Source organism: Nostoc sp. C110, assembly GCF_043099725.1.
Taxonomy (GTDB): Bacteria; Cyanobacteriota; Cyanobacteriia; order Cyanobacteriales; family Nostocaceae; genus Nostoc; species Nostoc muscorum_A.
In genome coordinates this window covers 119,092-136,007 of sequence record NZ_CP171148.1, presented here as the reverse complement: position 1 = coordinate 136,007, position 16,916 = coordinate 119,092, and the positions used below count along the sequence as shown (strand labels likewise).

Sequence of the window (16,916 nt, the reverse complement as noted above, 5' to 3'; positions counted from 1 at the left end):
CACCCGCCAGAAGCGATCGCAAAACTACATAATTCGGTAAAATTGGGTAAAGCAATTTTTGTGCTTGTTAAACAAAGGCATCAGCAAACCCATGCAACTGAAACTCAGTGCATCTCGACTTCCCTTCGCCCCTCTCTTGTTAATTGCGCCCTTTTTCCTATGGGGGACGGCAATGGTAGCCATGAAAGGAGTGATACCCCACACCACACCGCTATTCATGGCGGGAGTGCGCCTGATACCAGCAGGGATGTTAATTTTGATTGCAGCAGCATTCATGGGTAAACCCCAGCCCAAGGGTTGGGCTGCATGGCTGTGGATTGCCTTATTTGCCCTCATAGATGGGACTTTATTTCAAGGCTTTTTGGCTGAGGGATTAGTCAGAACCAGTGCGGGGTTAGGGTCTGTGATGATTGACTCGCAACCCTTGGCAGTAGCATTGCTGTCGTTGTGGCTATTCCAAGAACACATTGGTTTTTGGGGATGGCTGGGGTTAGGTTTGGGAGTCACAGGAATTAGTTTAATTGGCTTACCTGATGAGTGGATTTTACATATTCTCGACTCAGGCGCAAATATCACAATTGGCAACTGGCAAGACTTGTTTGCTAGCGGTGAGTGGTTGATGCTATTGGCAGCCTTATCAATGGCTGTGGGAACAGTGTTGATTCGGTTTGTATGTCGGTATGCTGACCCAGTAACCGCTACGGGATGGCACATGATTTTAGGTGGATTGCCATTATGGGGAATTTCGTCAGTTGTCGAATCTCAGCAGTGGGAGAATCTGGGAGGATCTGATTTAGTGGCTTTGAGTTATGCTACTGTCTTTGGCAGTGCGATCGCCTACGGGTTATTCTTCTACTTTGCCTCTAGTGGCAGTCTCACTAGTCTTAGTTCTCTTACCTTCCTTACGCCCGTCTTTGCCCTACTATTCGGCAATCTCTTTCTCTCAGAAGTCCTCAGTCCGGTGCAGTGGGTAGGTGTTTTCCTCACTTTAATTAGCATCTATCTCATTAACCAACGTGATGCTTTAGGAGCGCAAAACGACACACTTACTGTCGGCGAAATAGCTAATATACAGCAACCAGTTTTAGATTCATCTGTTAAAAAATTGAACCCTGTAAGCCTAGCAGTTAGAAAATCTGAACCAGAAATTTAACCCTAACTTGTTAAGTATAGGTGAGGGTGATTAGAGACAACACCCAATGCCCAATGACAGTTAACATTTTGTCATCTAGAAGGTATTGTGGTATCGAAGACTTCAAAAGCACGTTCAGGCTGAAACTTTCAATATGAGGCTATGCCGTTCCTCTATTCTGATATTTACCTGTTTTTCTTGCGTGGGTTTTTACCCAAATCGTGCAAGTACAGCCACTCCTAACCTAGCGCCTGAAATTTTAGAACTGGCACAAGCTAGTTCGACAGTTACCGCTAGTCCGGCTGTATTGAGATATGGTAGTCAAAAATCAGATGTGCAGAGATTACAAACCCAATTAAAACAGTTGGGATACTACAATGGCGTGGTAGATGGACAGTACAACGCTAGTACAGAAATCGCTGTAGCTAAATTCCAGAAAGCAAAGGGTTTAAAAGTAGATGGACTTGCTGGTCTAACAACTAGGAGGAGGCTGCTAGCAGCTTTAGTTGCCAAAAATCAGATTGTCACCTCTCCATCTCCAATAGTCACTTTTCCTAATCCAACTCCCAAACCGATTGCAAAACCCCAGCCACCGGAGAAAGGTTTCATCTGGTGGTTTATATTTGCCATTGGAGTTCTAGGAAGTATTGGCGCACTTATTTACCTGATGAGGTGGTTTCGTCAGATTAAACAAGTGCAAAAGTCCGAAATATTAGATACTAAAAGATTGAGTGAAGCTAACAAAAAAACGATGATACCACCCCCACCAGAGACTGTAACTAGTCCAGAAAAAGCTACGCCGCCGCTACCCACACAATTACTAGTACCAGAAAAAACTTCCCGGCTTGCTAAACTCAATATCGTTGACGAATTAATTCAAGACTTACGCAGTTCTGACCCAACGAAGCGACGCAAGGCTATTTGGGATTTGGGTCAGCAGGGAGATTCGCGGGCAATTCAGCCAATGGTTGACCTAATGATTGATGCTGATTCTCAAGAAAGCAGCTTAATTTTGGCAGCTTTGGCAGAAATTGGTATCCGCACACTCAAACCGATGAACCGGGGTTTAGCAATTTCAATGCAAGATGAAAGTCCCCAAGTACGGCAAAATGCGATCCGAGACTTGACGCGCATTTATGACATAATGGGTCAAATGAGTCAGATGTTGCGCCATGCATTAGAAGACCCAGATGCCGAAGTACAAGCAACAGCACGATATGCTTTAACTCAGATGAATCGAATGCGTGGCTTACCGGAACAACAAGGTTTACCAGAAGATTCACACAACGATGCACGAGAATAAGCCTAAAAATATTTCAACTGAATTTGGATATTAGTGTTTGGACCTGCCACTAAAAATGCTGCTTCGCCAAATTTGGGCGCACCTGTGCGAATTTCTGGATTTCTGGAAAATCCAAAGCCTTCTTTTGGTATACCAAAAACATTACTGTTGAGAATGCGGTCATTATTTTGATCGTGAAAGACAGCAACGGCATAATTACCTGCTTTCAAGTTCTCAAAGGTAATGGATAAGGGAGTGTCAGTAATCTTGGTACACTGCTTTTGTAAGCCGCGATCGCGATCGCTAGGAAATCCTTCACTACTAGCAAATATACTGGTACAGACTTGTCCTTTTTTATTCTTTAAGCCATCAATTTCTAGGGTAAGTTTACCGTTAAAATTTGCCTTGGCACTCAAAGACCATGCCATATTTCCCACAATTGCCAATAGCAGCATACCAACTCTCAATTCTCTAACCATAAAATCTTCACAGAATAAAATAAGTTTTCAATCAGGCATTTCGTGAAATAGTATCGCTAAATTATTGAAGAAGGCAGGAGGCACAACGAACAATTGGGCGGGGATTCAGACCCGTGTTCCCTTTGGTCACTGGCTTCAACGCTGGAGTCAGCATTCCCTTCTGACTTGGAAATGTTCCTTCGATGAGTATCTATATAGATCAGTCTCACATCGCATTTTCATGCAAGGCTTTTGAAACTTGTTTCATCGGGACTGCCCTCTGCCTTTTTTAATAAGGTAGAAAGCGGGAAAAGCACAAGGTATAAAACCCCTTACTTTTCCCCGCTTGGATACAGAATTTGACGGAATCAGTTTAATCTATAAGACTCATATTTGATTTTTGAAAAAACCCCGTGCAACTCGAAAAGCCTTTTTTCATGTTGCCTATTAACTAGTATGTCTACGCTCCCGTGAGGGATACAAAAATCAAAGCCGATTCCTAGACTAATGCTGTGTTGGTAGCTCGTATTAGGAATATTCCAGAGGTTAAACCAAAGAAATAAATATTTCTCCTAAAGTCTCCCAACTGAACTTTCTTCTCCAGAAAATCCAGTTGCATCACCTTCTTTGAGAAATCCACTATAGGCTTCCATACCGTGTTCACCGATATCCAAACCTTCTAATTCCTCTTCTTTGGATACTCTGATACCTAAAGTAGCTTTCAGTGCCAACCAAAAAATACTACTGAGTAAAACAGTGAAACCACCTACTGAGACAACGCCCAGCAACTGAATACCTAACTGTCCAAAGCCACCACCTGCAAATAAACCTTTTGCTGGGCCAAGTGTATCGCCATACCAGGAATAAACACCAGGACCAACAGACCATAGACCTACTGCGAGAGTTCCCCAGGTACCACAAACTAGGTGAACTGAGGTAGCTCCCACTGGGTCATCAATGCCAAGTTTATCAAAGAATGTTACAGAGAAAACTACCAGTATCCCAGCAATCAAGCCAATGAGTAAAGAAGCAGGAATACTTATGTAAGCACAAGATGCTGTAACACCAACCAAGCCAGCCAAAATACCATTGATAATCATTGACAGGTCTGGTTTACCTAAGTAGAACCAAGCTGTAATGGTAGCAGCAATTCCACCAGCAGCACCAGCCATGTTAGTGGTGACAGCAATGTGACTGATTGCACTAGGATCGGCAGCCATCACAGAACCTGGGTTGAAACCAAACCAACCCAACCACAGGATCAGACAGCCCAAAGTGGCAATACTCATGTTGTGACCAGGCATAGCCACAACTTGCCTATCTTGATATCTACCAAGGCGGGGCCCAAGAAATGCTGCTCCCATCAAAGCTGCCCAACCACCTACGGAGTGAACCACCGTAGAACCGGCAAAATCCCAAAAGCCTCTGTCTGCTAGCCAACCAGTTCCCCAAATCCAGTGTCCGGTAATGGGGTAGAGAATACCTACAAGTAAGAGGCTAAAAATTAGGAAGTCAACAAACTTAATCCGTTCGGCTACTGCACCAGAAACGATTGTTGCTGCTGTCCCAGCAAACACTAGCTGGAATAAAAACTTGGCACTTAGGGGTACACCTGTCCAACTAATGGCACCAAAAACGCCTTTATAGGCTTCTCCTGTGGCGGGACTGTTATCTGCTCCTCCTAAGAAAAACCCATTCAATCCAATGAAGTCATTGCCATCACCAAACATTAAGCCAAAACCGAGCACCCAAAATGCAACGCTGGACAAAGCAAATACAATCAAGTTTTTGGAAAGAACGTTGACAGCGTTTTTCTGACGACAGAAGCCAGTTTCTAACATACAAAAACCAGCATTCATGAAGAACACTAAAAAGGCTGCGATCGCAACCCACAGGGTATCAAGAGCAACTTTAAGTTCTGCTGTTGTTGGCCCTGCGGCTGGAGCTTGGGCAACTGCGGCATAACCCCAACCCAACACAATCAGACAAGCTATAGGTAAACAGGCTTGCCAACTGGGAGAGAGCCGCTTAATGGCTTGATTAAATAGCTTGACTTTTGAGTTGGACTGTGAATTTACAGCGTAATTTCTTGCAGACAAACGCCTATTTTTTGTTTTCGATTTTTGTTTGTACATAAACTTGAGCATTATCCTCTAAACCATCCTTAAAAACAGGAAAAAACTAACGGAAGAAGTAAAAGCCACTGGTTTTTTATATTTTCTCCTTAGACCATTTTTTTCCCAACCAGAAAATCAAATAACCTTAGTAGGAGTTTAGAAAACTATTGGTACATCTGTAAATCTTTTTTGGAAGTCTTCTTCAGAAATTATTATGTCCTTTCTCAAAAAGTCAAGTTTCCTTTACTTCAACTTTAAATATTGCCAAACAAAGTATTTGGCATGGCTATAAAAATTCCCTAAAATTATCAACATAATATCAATAAAAATAGGGTAGATAGTCGTAAATAATCTATGACAATTTACTTTAGCTACCGTACAATGACTATTTTTCTTTTGAAAGCGTTATTCTTGGCTCTATTCGCTCTCGAAAGCTCCTATTTCCGAAGTCTTAGTATGATTTTTTTTATTCGATCGTATAAACATCAGTCCATACTGATGTGACGTGTTTATAAGCATCGATCCCAATGCGATCGGCTTCGGGATGGACAAAAAACTCTGATTAAAAAATATATAAGCATTCTTCCACAGAAATTATGAGACTACTTATTGTTTTACCTTTAGTAAATTTATGCCTAAATAGATAAATCTGAATGATTGTCTATTGACTGTAACCAAAAAACTGTATCAAAAAATACATTTTCTGATTAAGTTGTGCAAAATAGCTTCTGATGCAACAAATAAAGCAACTATATCCTTTATAGTTAAGTATTTTCCGTTCTCAGGTCGGAAAATACTTAACTTAATTAATTTTTTATACAATAAGTTAGTTATCCACTACTTCCTTGTTAGCTCCTTTAAAGCGACTACTGGTTGTATTGACAATTGATCTCTGCAATAAAAAATGTATTAAAAATAACGCGTATTTCTGAGATAGCAGATTAGTCGAGCTATTTACAGGAGAAGTAAATCTGGTTACAAGTATAAACTTATAGGCGATCGCTACAGATAGCCCTTTTCAAGTAATGGAAGTACACCACTCCCTATTTCACGTGAGTTAAACAAAATTGTAGTGGTAAACAAGATTAACAAATCTAATTTCCTTCAACAAACTGGGTTTAGAGTACCTGTAATATGGGAAACTTGGCAATATTCCCTATAAATTCAGATTCAAGATGAACAACACAATTTCGGACATTGCCGTTAAGACGATCAACGGCAACGATAAGCAATTAAACGAGTATACCGGGAAGGTACTCTTAATTGTGAATGTGGCTTCCTACTGCGGTTATACTTCTCAATACGACGGGTTAGAAAAGTTGAACCAGAAGTATGGTGAAGCAGGATTAAAGATTTTGGGGTTTCCCTGTAACGATTTTGGAGCGCAGGAACCAGGAAGCAATGAAGAAATTGTGCAATTCTGCACAAGTAAATATGGTGTTACATTTGAACTATTCGATAAAGTCCATGCAAAAGGCTCAAAACAGCATCCACTTTATGAGCGACTTACCAAAGCCGTTGAGCCAACAGGAACTGTTGCTTGGAACTTTGAAAAATTTTTAGTTAATAAACAAGGTGAAGTGATAGCTAGATTTAATAGTAGTGTGCAACCCAATTCACCAGAAATAATTGCCATAATTGAAAAAGAACTAGCAAAATAGTCATTAGTCACTAAGTCAAAATTTTTGTACTATTGACTGTTAGCTCTGGACGGTTAAATTTATTTACGCCCAGTTCCTTAATTTGAGAATAGTGTCTCAACTAGTAGTTTAATTTATTTGTGTTTAATTTGTCATGAATGTTGCAATTATTGGTTGTGGTTATGTTGGTTATCAAGTTGCTGAATATTGGCAGCAAACAATGAATTTTTTTGTTACTGCAACCACAACTTCCTCTGAGCGTGTCTCTACACTACAATCAGTATCCCAAAGAGTTGTCGTTACCTGCGGAAATGACCTAGATAGTCTAAAATCAGTTTTGCACAATCAAGATGTTGTACTTTTGAGTGTTGGTGCAAAAGGTGCAGATTTTTATGAAGAAACTTATCTAAAAACTGCCCAAAACTTAGTTTCATGCTTGCAGCAGATTCAGAGTGTGAAACAATTAATATATACAGGTAGTTATGCAGTATATGGTGACAGGAACGGTGTATGGGTAGATGAAGAAACACCACTTGCACCCGCTAATTTAAATGCCCAAATTCTCCGCAAAACAGAGGATATATTATTATCGGCATCTAGCGAAAATCTCCGCGTTTGTATCTTCCGCTTAGGAGGAATATATGGCCCCGGTAGAGAACTTTTGAAAATATTTAGTAGATATTCGGGTACAAACCGTCCCGGCGGCGAGGATATCACCAATTGGATTCATCTGGATGATATTGTTGCTGCGATAGAATTTGCCCGTCACCGTCGTTTGCAAGGGATTTATAATCTAGTAGATGATGCACATCTTACCAGCCGAGACTTGCTAGATAGTCTATTTGAAAAACATAATTTACCCAAAGTTATATGGGATACTTCTATTAAGAGTACTCGCCCATATAATGCTTGGGTATCGAATGAAAAGCTGAAAGAGGCTGGATACCAGTTAATTCATCCACAGATGATTTTTTAGCAAGTATTATAACTAGGAATTATGCAACCATCTGCTGTGACTAATACAACTAATTTGACAGCATCTCCTACCCAGTTTTACACTTGGCAGAATTATCGTTGCGCCTACGAAATTCATCAACCAACTAACACAACATCTGAGGGTATTCCCTTACTGTTGATTCATCCTATTGGTGTCGGATTGTCGCGGCAATTTTGGCAGCGATTTTGTCATGAATGGTATAATTCAGGTCAGCGTAATTCCATTTACAACCCTGATTTACTAGGATGTGGCCAAAGTGATATGCCTCATCTGGCTTATACGCCTAGTGATTGGGCAGAACAGTTGCAGTACTTTTTACAAACAGTAGTACGGCAACCTGTCATTGTAGTTGTACAAGGGGCATTGTTACCAGTTGCACTCGCATTACTCCAAAAAGAATCAAACTTAATTTCCAGACTTGTACTTGCTGGGCCTCCAACGTGGGCTTTGATGACAAATAAACCACCAGAATGGCAGCAAAAATTTATTTGGAATGTGTTAGATTCCCCTTTTGGGATTCCTTTTTATCGCTATGCACGCACTCCTAAGTTTTTACGTTCTTTCTCAACTCGCCAACTATTTGCTTCTGAGAGTGCTGTAGATGCAGAGTGGTTGAATACATTAGTTGTAGGTGCAGAAAATCCTGCTAGTCGCCATGCAGTGTTTTCTTTTTTAGCAGGGTTTTGGCGACAAGATTATACTAATTTTATTGCCTCGATTCAGCAACCAACATTAGCGGTTGTTGGGGAAACTGCATCGAGTATTAGCCAAAATAATAGAAAAGAAACGCCAGACGAGCGCTTGGCTAACTACCTCGCCTGTTTTCCTCAAGGTAGAGGTATAAAAATAAATGGGCGTAATGTTTTGCCTTATGAATCCACTGCTGAATTTGTAGCAGCGATCGCACCATTCATCAACGAAGTCTCTTAGCTGATTGATAGTTACAGTTATACTAGTCCTCCCATGCTAGGTTATGACTGGAATTGATTACTTGAGGAAGCAAGAACATGGTAACGAATCGCCGAGGACAAAGAGTTCCTAGTGTCACTTTTCATACTCGCAAGGACAACCAGTGGGTGGATGTGACAACCGATGAATTGTTTGCTAATAAAACAGTGGTTGTCTTCTCTTTACCAGGTGCTTATACTCCAACTTGTTCATCCACTCATCTTCCTGGTTACAACGAGTTGGCTGGGATTTTCAAAGAAAATGGTGTCGATGACATTATCTGTATTTCTGTTAATGATGCCTTTGTCATGAACGAATGGTCAAAGGATCAAGAAGCAGAAAATGTTACACTAATTCCCGATGGAAATGGTGAATTTACTGAAGGCATGGGAATGCTGGTAGATAAATCAGACTTGGGTTTTGGTAAGCGATCGTGGCGCTATTCTATGCTGGTAAGAGATGGTGTCATTAACCAAATGTTTATTGAGCCAGACGAACCAGGAGATCCCTTTAAGGTATCCGATGCTGAAACAATGCTTAGATACATCAACCCCCAAGCAGTGAAGCCCGAAGTAGTTTCTCTGTTTGCGAAAGTGGGTTGTCCCTTCTGTGCCCGTGCTAAAGCAATGCTCAAGGAACATGGTATTAACTACGAAGAAATTACTTTGGGTAAGGATGTCACCACACGCTCGTTACGAGCTGTTACAGGGGCGACAACAGTTCCCCAAGTCTTTATCGATGGTAAATTAATTGGTGGTTCTGAGGCATTAGAAGCCTACTTCGCTGCTAAATAGTTTTCACTAGGGGCGTACAGATGTGCGTCCCTACAACGGATTCAAAGATTGCTCTTCTGTTTTGAGGTTTAGTAACGGCGATCGCGTTCTAAGTCATAAATCACTTTCTCCAAATACCATTTATCCGATTGACCTTGATGCCTCTGGCGCTGCTGTTTGAGTAGTCGTTCGGCTGTTGTCGCATCACCGTTAAGTAAAACAAGTAAACGTTTTTGCAGTTTTCTGTTTTTCGGGTCACTGAAGTATGGCTTAGAAACCTTGTTCCGTGGTTGAGATGACCACAGTTTGATTAAGGCAAGTGATAAGCCGACGATCAGAAGCACCGCAATCAATCCCATACTTATTAAAATTAAGTATTTCCTATCTCATATTTTGTAAAATATTTATCTAAACAGCCTCAGTGATATTTTGGATGTTTTAATGAAAATCATTAATTAACAAATCTTCAGATGAATAGATGTATTTTTGTCCAGTTAATTACTACTTCTCATATAGAATTGACTCGAATTGAATTTCCATTTATTCACAAGTAATATGCTTGCCAGAATCCGCCGAATTTTGAGTCAATTTTTTAGTAAATCAAGAACAATCAACAACGAACCACTGAATAAAGTGAGTTTGATTGTGATTATTTTAATTGATATTTTTATCTTGATGAATGTTTTTACGGGACTAGATGATATTAGCAGATGGCATATCAGCCCGACCGAGGCTTATCCATGTTATTCAGAGTGGCAAAATTACCGGGCAAAAACCACTAAAGATAAAGACTATGAAATTGTGAGACTTTCATTGCCAGATTACCAGAATAATCAACTCAGTTTTCAGAAAAACTATCAACAGGTTGAAGCAGGACATCTGGGTAAGGTTTCTCAAACGTGTTTGCAATATGCCAGCTACAAGGATAAACTTAACAATCCTGAAAAGCAGCAAATCATCAGAACTATTGATCAGAAACAAGCGAAAATCAGTTCCCTTGCACAAGCCAATAGCACTATTGAAGCCCAATATGACTCAACGCTCTTAGAAAAAATTGCAGGTCAGGGTCGTCAACAATCAATTAATCAAGTTAGTGCTGAAAAAGCTAAACAGACATTAGAACAAAATAATCGCCAAATTTCTCTTCTTAAACAAGAAATTTCTACTCTTAAAAATGAATTGCTTGCCAAACCAGAAAGCATTAGTTTTATCGCCTTTCTTAAAGATGACAATCAATTTCGGGAAGTTGATAAAGGTTATCAACAGGCATCATTTTGGTATCCAAGTATCCAGCTTGGTTTTCAGTCACTTTTTCTATTACCTCTAATTATTATTGCCTTATCAGTTAACAAATTTGCTCAGAGAAGAGGATATGGACTCGTATCGCTAATTAGCTGGCATTTGCTAGTTATATTTTTTATTCCACTAATTGTTAAAGTATTTGAATTTCTGCAAATAGGTGCAATATTTCAATTTTTCTTTAATATCATTAGCACCCTTTTTGGTGGATTACTTTTCCTGATAAATTATGCTTATATTTTGCTGATTCCAATTATTGGTTTTGGAATTATCCAGTTTTTTCAAAAAGTTGTCTTTAATACTAAAGTTCAGGCAGCTAATAGAGTCCAAAAATCACGCTGTGTAAATTGCGCTAAGAAAATTCGACAGATTGATACTTACTGTCCGCACTGTGGCTATTACCAATATATTGAATGCCAAAACTGTCATAATCTTACTTATAAACATTTGTCGTACTGTAAGAATTGTGGAACTTCTCAAAATTCCACCAGTAATTTGTAATCAGTAAGTAGTTAATCGGTATTTTTAACTTAGATTATGGAAAAAGCCAATAAGGAGATTCAGTCACCGCTTTCTTTTCTCAAAAATCTGTTGATTGCTCGTTGGCGATCGCTCTTACTCCTCTTGATCGGAGTTTATTTACCTTTACAGGTCTTTGAAATTCTGACAGTGAAGATATGGGAGAATCAAGCAGGCTTTCCGTGGGATGTGCCTATTCTATTGGCAGTTCATTCTACAGCCAACCCACAGCTTGATGTTTTAGCAGTGACGCTGGCTATCATTGGGTTGCCTTGGATGGCGATACCGATTTTGGGTGCGATCGCACTAATATTACTACTACAAAAACGCTGGCGATCGCTAGCTTATTTGCTCACCGTCTCACTGGGAAGTGTCATTATTAACCGCACAGCTAAGGAATTAATGCATCGAGTGCGTCCACAATTGTGGCAGTCCATTGCACCTGAGTCTAGTTTTGCATTTCCCAGTGGTCATGCTATGACAAGTATAACTTTGGTAGCAATTTTGCTATCCTTAGCTTGGGCTAGCTCTTGGCGCTGGTTGGTTCTCACCTTTGGCAGCTTATACATAATAGCTATTGCCTGGTGTCGTCTCTATCTGGGGGTACATTTTCCCAGTGACATTCTCGCAGGTTGGATGGTTACATTAGGTTGGACAATTGGTGTCAGTATAATTATCAAACCGTATATAACTAAAGTCAAATCCGTAGATAGCGAACTCCCCAAAGATGAAACTACCTTACTCCCTGAAGAAAAAGAGTTGATAAGTGAGGAGTGATGCTATATCTGCTAAAAGACTTTTATATCCTCTTAAATACCCATTAAAAAGGAGGAATTTGATTCCGCTTTCCCCCTTTTTTAGAGCTGGAGTACATTAATGAGTGCTTAAATCACAACTAAACCTTTTTCAGACAAACTTTTAACTAAAAGGTATTTAAATACACCCATAAATAATTTTCCAGGACTACTACGATCCTTGCAAAAGCTCATTGATTGAACTTATACTCTGTTTAACTTGTTCTGTTAAAGAAGTTCTCAAGAAGTCAATAGTTGCGCCTGAAAAATTGAGCAACCCCAAAGCATATAATAGGCTTGAAATCCCGATAAAAAGAGCCAAAAGTCTACCAAAACAACCGGGATTAATTTCAATAAAACCTAATTTAGACTGCCCAATTACAGCAATCGTTACAAAAACAATTCCAGCTATTAAAAATGTGCTATTTGGAGTTATATCTGTCATATTACTATTAAGATGCCTCAATATTTTTATTGTAGCTATTATTAGTCTAAATTTGTGTCCTTACTATAACAATCCTAAATGATTTGTAAGAAAATTCACCCTCTGGCTAACATCGTCCCCCAAAGTATCGGGAAGATGACAAGAGTTTTACAATTATCTCAAATTCTCACGCATGATTTCGGACTGCTATATGTGCAACAATAAAAATTAATTTACATCTGAGTTAAACGGAAATTTTAGTTTTTACTATTTTGCTGAAACTATTTATCTGTAAAACTTTCAGCCTCAGAAAGCCAAATTGTTCTCACTCCTGTACTAGACTTGGGTTTAGTTTACATACTATAATACACTAAGCCGATAGGAATAGTGGGTTTTTATGGAAAGCGTCCAAAACGTCAGTCAAGAGTTAAATGTAACAGGAGACAAAGCCCTAGAGGATTTGCAACAATCGACTCCAGAAGAGTTCAAAAAAGACATTTTCAAAAAACTCAGAGGTGGATTTTTTCTGGTACTAGGATATTTATTGTCACCACTATGTTGGTGGAATGACCTACTATTCAATCTGCCGATAGCTTATGGTTTTGGGTATATATGTAGTTTACTTTCCCCAAAATTACTTCTACCTTGTTCAATTATAGGATATTGGCTCTCTAATATTGTGGGAATTCTCTTGATGCAATTTGGTTCTAAGGACATTTTTCAAAAAGAACCTCAAGAGCATAACCTCAAAAAAGAATTATTCACTGGTCTAATTTCTTCAACCGCTTATACCATCTTGATTATACTATTAATCCAGTTGAAGATTCTCGATTCTCCCATTTTATTTGCCAACGGTTAATTTAGCTAATCAAATTCCTACAGAACAAAGATATCCCTGATTTCTTCAATAAGTCGGGGATATAAGCCTCTCTGTGGAGAGCAACTCATTGAAAAAGAATATCAATTTTAATCAAATTTTAAAAATTCACTTAAATTCAATAGCTTTGGAGCCTCCTTGCTTACAATTAATGGCAGCTTACCATTCCATTTTTCTATTGCTTGCCTTTGTAGGATTTCTGGAGTTAAACCATCACGTAATAATCTATGTGCTTCAGCCTCTCCTTTAGCTAAATTAACTTTTGCTTCAGCTTCTTTTGTTGCTCTGAGTGCAATAAACTCTGCTCGTTTTGCTTCTTGTTCCGCAATCTGCTTCGCCTCCACCGCCTCACCAAATCGTTCAGAAAAATGGACATGAACTAGAGAAATATCATCCACTGCAACGTGATAGTTACCCAGCCGTGTAGACAACGCATCATCTACTGCACCTTTGACTTCTCCTCGCTTAGTAATAATTTCTTCAGCAGTATACTTTGCTATTATTGCTTTTAATACTTCTTCAACGGCAGGGTTAATAATCCGCATGACTACAGCTTGTTCATCTCCAATTTCTTGAAAAATCACATTTGCTTCCTGGGGAATAATATGCCAATTGAGAGCAACATCGGCGAAAACATTTTGTAAATCCTTGGAAGAAGCTTCAGTCGAAATTTCCTGTTTTTGGACTCGAATACTCAACTTTTTCACAGTATTGACTACAGGAATAATTAAGTGAAGTCCTTCTCCTAATATCTGGTTTTGCACTTCGCCAAATTTCATCAATACACCACGTTCTCCTGCATTTACAATTACACAAGGCGTAAGAAAGAGAGTTATCAGGAACAAAAGAGCAGTCAGTTTACCTGCACTGTTAAAAGTTTTATTTTTTATCATCTGTGTGAAACATGTATGCGTCTGGCACAGAGACACATATTTAGGAGTTGTAAGCTTCTTGCCGTTATGCTCTTATAACTTTGGCTCTAAGTCAATTTTTATATCACTCTAGACGTGTGAAAAATAAGTAGTAAATTCCTCAATGATAGGTTAATGTTTTCAACATACAGGTATATAGGTAAGCAGCCAATGTGTACTTTACTACCCAAATTTGGAGATAGTGAAGGCTAATGTAGCTTTATTTTTACCTAAATCACTGTAATGATATCGAAAAACCGTAGTATTTGAAAAGGTAAGTTTGCCTCACAATCTTAAAAATTAGGAAACTTGCCCAAGTGCTTCCCCAAGGATGGAGAATATAATCATTGAAGAAATTTGACAGGAAGCAACGCAAACAGCAATGACAGTTTTTGAAGGCTATACGCGACAGCATCTTTACCAGAAATAGATGGAGGCGCGATGCTTGCAACCGAGTATTACATTTAGCTGATATTTTTTGTCAAACTCATCAGCTGCTTATCCAAGTCGATGAGGTAATCTCTACCGTAAGTTCCATTCTCTAAGCCTGTGACAAGATGAGCGGGAATGTCTTGTGTAATTTCTTCGCTACAAGAACCAGCAGCTAAAGCGATCGCAGCTACTGTATCCACATCCCCTGTAAAAGCGATACAATCTTGTAAAAGTTCGCTCATCCTGTCATTTCGCATCACGGCAGTAATCGCGGCTCTGACACTCATCCAACCTTTAGACTTGACTTTACCTTCCCAAGGTTTAGCCCATTCCCCAGATACATAACCTTGGAGAAACTCTCCTAATTTGCGTTTTGCTCCCAGTCGGTAGATAAAATAATGTGACATCAAAGCAGCGGCAACAGCAGCATTGATTCCATCGATTGTATTGTGGGTAATTGCCGCTTGAATTGTTGCCGCCTCAATGACTTTTTCTGGTGTGGGATAGATGCCAATGGGTGCTGCACGCATTGCACCCCCGCTTTTGTCACTGTCAGGGTTAATTTTGGTTAAAAATTCTTCTCCATTCTGAATTTCTAGCAGAAAATGGTAGAAGTTTCGAGAATAACCTTCTCTCTCATCGCGTTTAAAAGCTCTAACAAAGCTATCGGCTAAAACTTCTGGTGTCCACGGTGCTTGAGCAACAATCACTTCCGCAATGGCAATGCTCATCTGGGTGTCATCGGTATAGCTGCCAGGAATGAGTCGAAAACGCGGATGTTCGACGTATCGACTCAAATCGTTGTTAACGATCATCTCATCAGCATATTCAAAGCCTGCACCGTAGGCATCTGCGATCGCTAACTCTAGCAGCATAAGGGTATTAAACTAAAAACGGACGCGCCAGAAAAAAGCTAGAAATTGATTTAGCATCTACCGCCTCTCCTTCCAGAATAGCTTTCTCTAATTCTTCGGGAGTCAAAAACACAGTTTCGATATCCTCGTCTCCATCTTGTGCTGGTGGTGTCTCTAGCTTTTCCAAATCTCGCGCCAGAAAAGCATAGATAATTTCATCAGAATAACCAGGCGCTAGGAAAAATTCGCCTAATTTATCCCATTTTTGGGCACTATAGCCTGTTTCTTCTTCGATTTCGCGCTGTATTGTCTCTAAAGGTTCTTCATTTGCTTCCACAGTTCCTGCCGGAAATTCTAATATCCGTCCCTGAATCGCAAAACGATACTGGCGCACCAGCACAAGTTTGCCCTCTGGTGTCACAGGCACTGCTAAAGCACCACCAGGGTGACGAATACATTCCCATTCTCCCTCGGCTTTATTAGGCAAACGCAAGCGATTGACTTCAAAATCAAACTTGCGTCCTTTATAAAACAGGCGTTGTTTTAGCAGTTGTGGTAATTCTCTACCTAATGGCATAGTAAAATCTGATTATCTGTTAAGTACAGAGGTGATATCAGCCTTTTCTGTGTTTTAAAGATGGTAATTTTAATTGCCCATCGATAAATGTACATCAGAACAGTCTACCTCTTTCAGCAGTTCTTTAATAACACACCCGGATACTGGTTCTATCCAATCGGGGGCAATTTCTGCCAGTGGTACTAACACAAAGGCACGATCCCGCATTCGTGGATGAGGAATCTGTAGATTTGGTGTATCTACAATAAAGTCATCAAATAATAACACATCTAAATCTAGAGTTCGTGGCCCCCACCGTTCTTGACGCACACGCCCAAATTGTTGTTCAATTCCTAACAAAATTTCTAATAACTGCTGGGGTAGCATCTCTACCTGCAATGTCACGCAGCCATTTAGATAATCTGGCTGTGGTGGTCCTACGGCTTTAGTTTTGTACCACCTGGATTTAGCTTCTAAGAGAATACCTGGGGTTTGGGCTAAACTTTTGATAGCTGCTTCTAAAATTGTTTGGGAATCGCCGATATTACTACCAAGGGCAACGGCGCTTCGTCTGGGCTTTATTGCTGTGTAACCAGCCGCAGCCATCGCAATCCCATTAATTAAGCCTTTTTCGGGCTGTCTGTATGGATACTTCGCTTTACTTGTTCCAAAAAATGCCAACAGTTTGCGTATTCCAATAGCTATCAAAAATGACCAGAAGTTTACAAAACTAAATTAACCAAATCTAAAAAACATTATTTTATGGTGAATTTAGTTAATTATTTATAGGATATTATACTAACACAATGGTGGTGTGCTAACCCCAAAGCTGATTGATGGTGGTTATTATAGTTACTACTTTGAGCGAGGAACTGACGTGGGGAAGCTTACCTCCTGGTTCAA

Annotated in this window: 17 protein-coding genes; 9 read left to right on the top strand and 8 right to left on the bottom strand. The window is 39.7% G+C overall.

The genetic code is table 11. The features are described 5' to 3' along the window. Positions 1 to 91: 91 nt before the first annotated feature. Both ACFFRD_RS06400 and ACFFRD_RS06395 read left to right on the top strand, forming a co-directional pair. Positions 92 to 1,153: a DMT family transporter gene (locus tag ACFFRD_RS06400; RefSeq protein WP_114085243.1), complete on the top strand. Its 1,062-nt coding sequence runs from the start codon at positions 92 to 94 to the stop codon at positions 1,151 to 1,153. Positions 1,154 to 1,286: 133 nt separating this feature from the next. Next, the gene (locus ACFFRD_RS06395) at positions 1,287 to 2,435 is read left to right on the top strand and encodes a peptidoglycan-binding protein (RefSeq protein ID WP_392480834.1); all 1,149 of its coding nucleotides are present in this window, start codon (positions 1,287 to 1,289) and stop codon (positions 2,433 to 2,435) included. 2 nt (positions 2,436 to 2,437) lie between these two features. Here ACFFRD_RS06395 and ACFFRD_RS06390 read toward each other — a convergent pair whose 3' ends face one another. Beyond that, the gene (locus ACFFRD_RS06390) at positions 2,438 to 2,893 is read right to left on the bottom strand and encodes a DUF2141 domain-containing protein (RefSeq protein ID WP_392480833.1); all 456 of its coding nucleotides are present in this window, start codon (positions 2,891 to 2,893) and stop codon (positions 2,438 to 2,440) included. Between the two features lie 551 nt (positions 2,894 to 3,444). After that, complete coding sequence (locus tag ACFFRD_RS06385) at positions 3,445 to 5,007, bottom strand: ammonium transporter (protein WP_392480832.1); 1,563 nt, start codon at positions 5,005 to 5,007, stop codon at positions 3,445 to 3,447. Between the two features lie 1,157 nt (positions 5,008 to 6,164). Between ACFFRD_RS06385 and ACFFRD_RS06380 the strand changes: the two genes are divergently transcribed. From ACFFRD_RS06380 to ACFFRD_RS06365, 4 genes are all read left to right on the top strand, one after another. Beyond that, positions 6,165 to 6,650 (top strand): glutathione peroxidase, encoded by a 486-nt coding sequence (locus tag ACFFRD_RS06380; RefSeq protein ID WP_392480831.1) that lies wholly within the window; start codon positions 6,165 to 6,167, stop codon positions 6,648 to 6,650. A 133-nt stretch (positions 6,651 to 6,783) separates the two neighbouring features. Next, complete coding sequence (locus ACFFRD_RS06375) at positions 6,784 to 7,605, top strand: SDR family oxidoreductase (protein WP_174713330.1); 822 nt, start codon at positions 6,784 to 6,786, stop codon at positions 7,603 to 7,605. Between the two features lie 21 nt (positions 7,606 to 7,626). Next, positions 7,627 to 8,556: an alpha/beta fold hydrolase gene (locus tag ACFFRD_RS06370; RefSeq protein WP_392480830.1), complete on the top strand. Its 930-nt coding sequence runs from the start codon at positions 7,627 to 7,629 to the stop codon at positions 8,554 to 8,556. A gap of 77 nt (positions 8,557 to 8,633) precedes the next feature. Continuing rightward, positions 8,634 to 9,368 (top strand): redoxin family protein, encoded by a 735-nt coding sequence (locus ACFFRD_RS06365; protein ID WP_114085237.1) that lies wholly within the window; start codon positions 8,634 to 8,636, stop codon positions 9,366 to 9,368. Between the two features lie 68 nt (positions 9,369 to 9,436). Here the strand turns inward: ACFFRD_RS06365 and ACFFRD_RS06360 are convergent, their stop codons facing one another. Further along, complete coding sequence (locus tag ACFFRD_RS06360) at positions 9,437 to 9,706, bottom strand: hypothetical protein (protein ID WP_334805106.1); 270 nt, start codon at positions 9,704 to 9,706, stop codon at positions 9,437 to 9,439. Between the two features lie 196 nt (positions 9,707 to 9,902). On the opposite strand from ACFFRD_RS06360, the gene ACFFRD_RS06355 reads away from it, so the two are divergent. Further along, on the top strand, positions 9,903 to 11,147 hold the full coding sequence (locus tag ACFFRD_RS06355; RefSeq protein ID WP_392480829.1) for a hypothetical protein: 1,245 nt from the start codon (positions 9,903 to 9,905) through the stop codon (positions 11,145 to 11,147). A 36-nt stretch (positions 11,148 to 11,183) separates the two neighbouring features. Further along, entirely contained in the window at positions 11,184 to 11,942 is a 759-nt protein-coding gene (locus tag ACFFRD_RS06350) for a phosphatase PAP2 family protein (protein ID WP_392480828.1), read from the top strand. Positions 11,943 to 12,131: 189 nt separating this feature from the next. Here ACFFRD_RS06350 and ACFFRD_RS06345 read toward each other — a convergent pair whose 3' ends face one another. Then, positions 12,132 to 12,404 (bottom strand): hypothetical protein, encoded by a 273-nt coding sequence (locus ACFFRD_RS06345; protein ID WP_392480827.1) that lies wholly within the window; start codon positions 12,402 to 12,404, stop codon positions 12,132 to 12,134. Between the two features lie 376 nt (positions 12,405 to 12,780). On the opposite strand from ACFFRD_RS06345, the gene ACFFRD_RS06340 reads away from it, so the two are divergent. Next, positions 12,781 to 13,242 (top strand): hypothetical protein, encoded by a 462-nt coding sequence (locus ACFFRD_RS06340; RefSeq protein WP_163929746.1) that lies wholly within the window; start codon positions 12,781 to 12,783, stop codon positions 13,240 to 13,242. A gap of 107 nt (positions 13,243 to 13,349) precedes the next feature. Here the strand turns inward: ACFFRD_RS06340 and ACFFRD_RS06335 are convergent, their stop codons facing one another. From ACFFRD_RS06335 to folK, 4 genes are all read right to left on the bottom strand, one after another. Next, positions 13,350 to 14,153, bottom strand: a complete 804-nt coding sequence (locus ACFFRD_RS06335; RefSeq protein ID WP_392480826.1) for a prohibitin family protein — start codon at positions 14,151 to 14,153, stop codon at positions 13,350 to 13,352. Positions 14,154 to 14,635: 482 nt separating this feature from the next. Continuing rightward, on the bottom strand, positions 14,636 to 15,478 hold the full coding sequence (locus ACFFRD_RS06330) for an ADP-ribosylglycohydrolase family protein (protein ID WP_392480825.1): 843 nt from the start codon (positions 15,476 to 15,478) through the stop codon (positions 14,636 to 14,638). 7 nt (positions 15,479 to 15,485) lie between these two features. Further along, positions 15,486 to 16,034, bottom strand: a complete 549-nt coding sequence (locus tag ACFFRD_RS06325) for an NUDIX hydrolase (protein ID WP_163929743.1) — start codon at positions 16,032 to 16,034, stop codon at positions 15,486 to 15,488. Positions 16,035 to 16,103: 69 nt separating this feature from the next. Then, positions 16,104 to 16,619 carry a 2-amino-4-hydroxy-6-hydroxymethyldihydropteridine diphosphokinase gene (gene folK / locus ACFFRD_RS06320; RefSeq protein ID WP_392483258.1) on the bottom strand — a complete coding sequence of 172 codons (516 nt, stop codon included), beginning with the start codon at positions 16,617 to 16,619 and terminating at the stop codon, positions 16,104 to 16,106. Between the last annotated feature and the right edge of the window lie 297 nt (positions 16,620 to 16,916).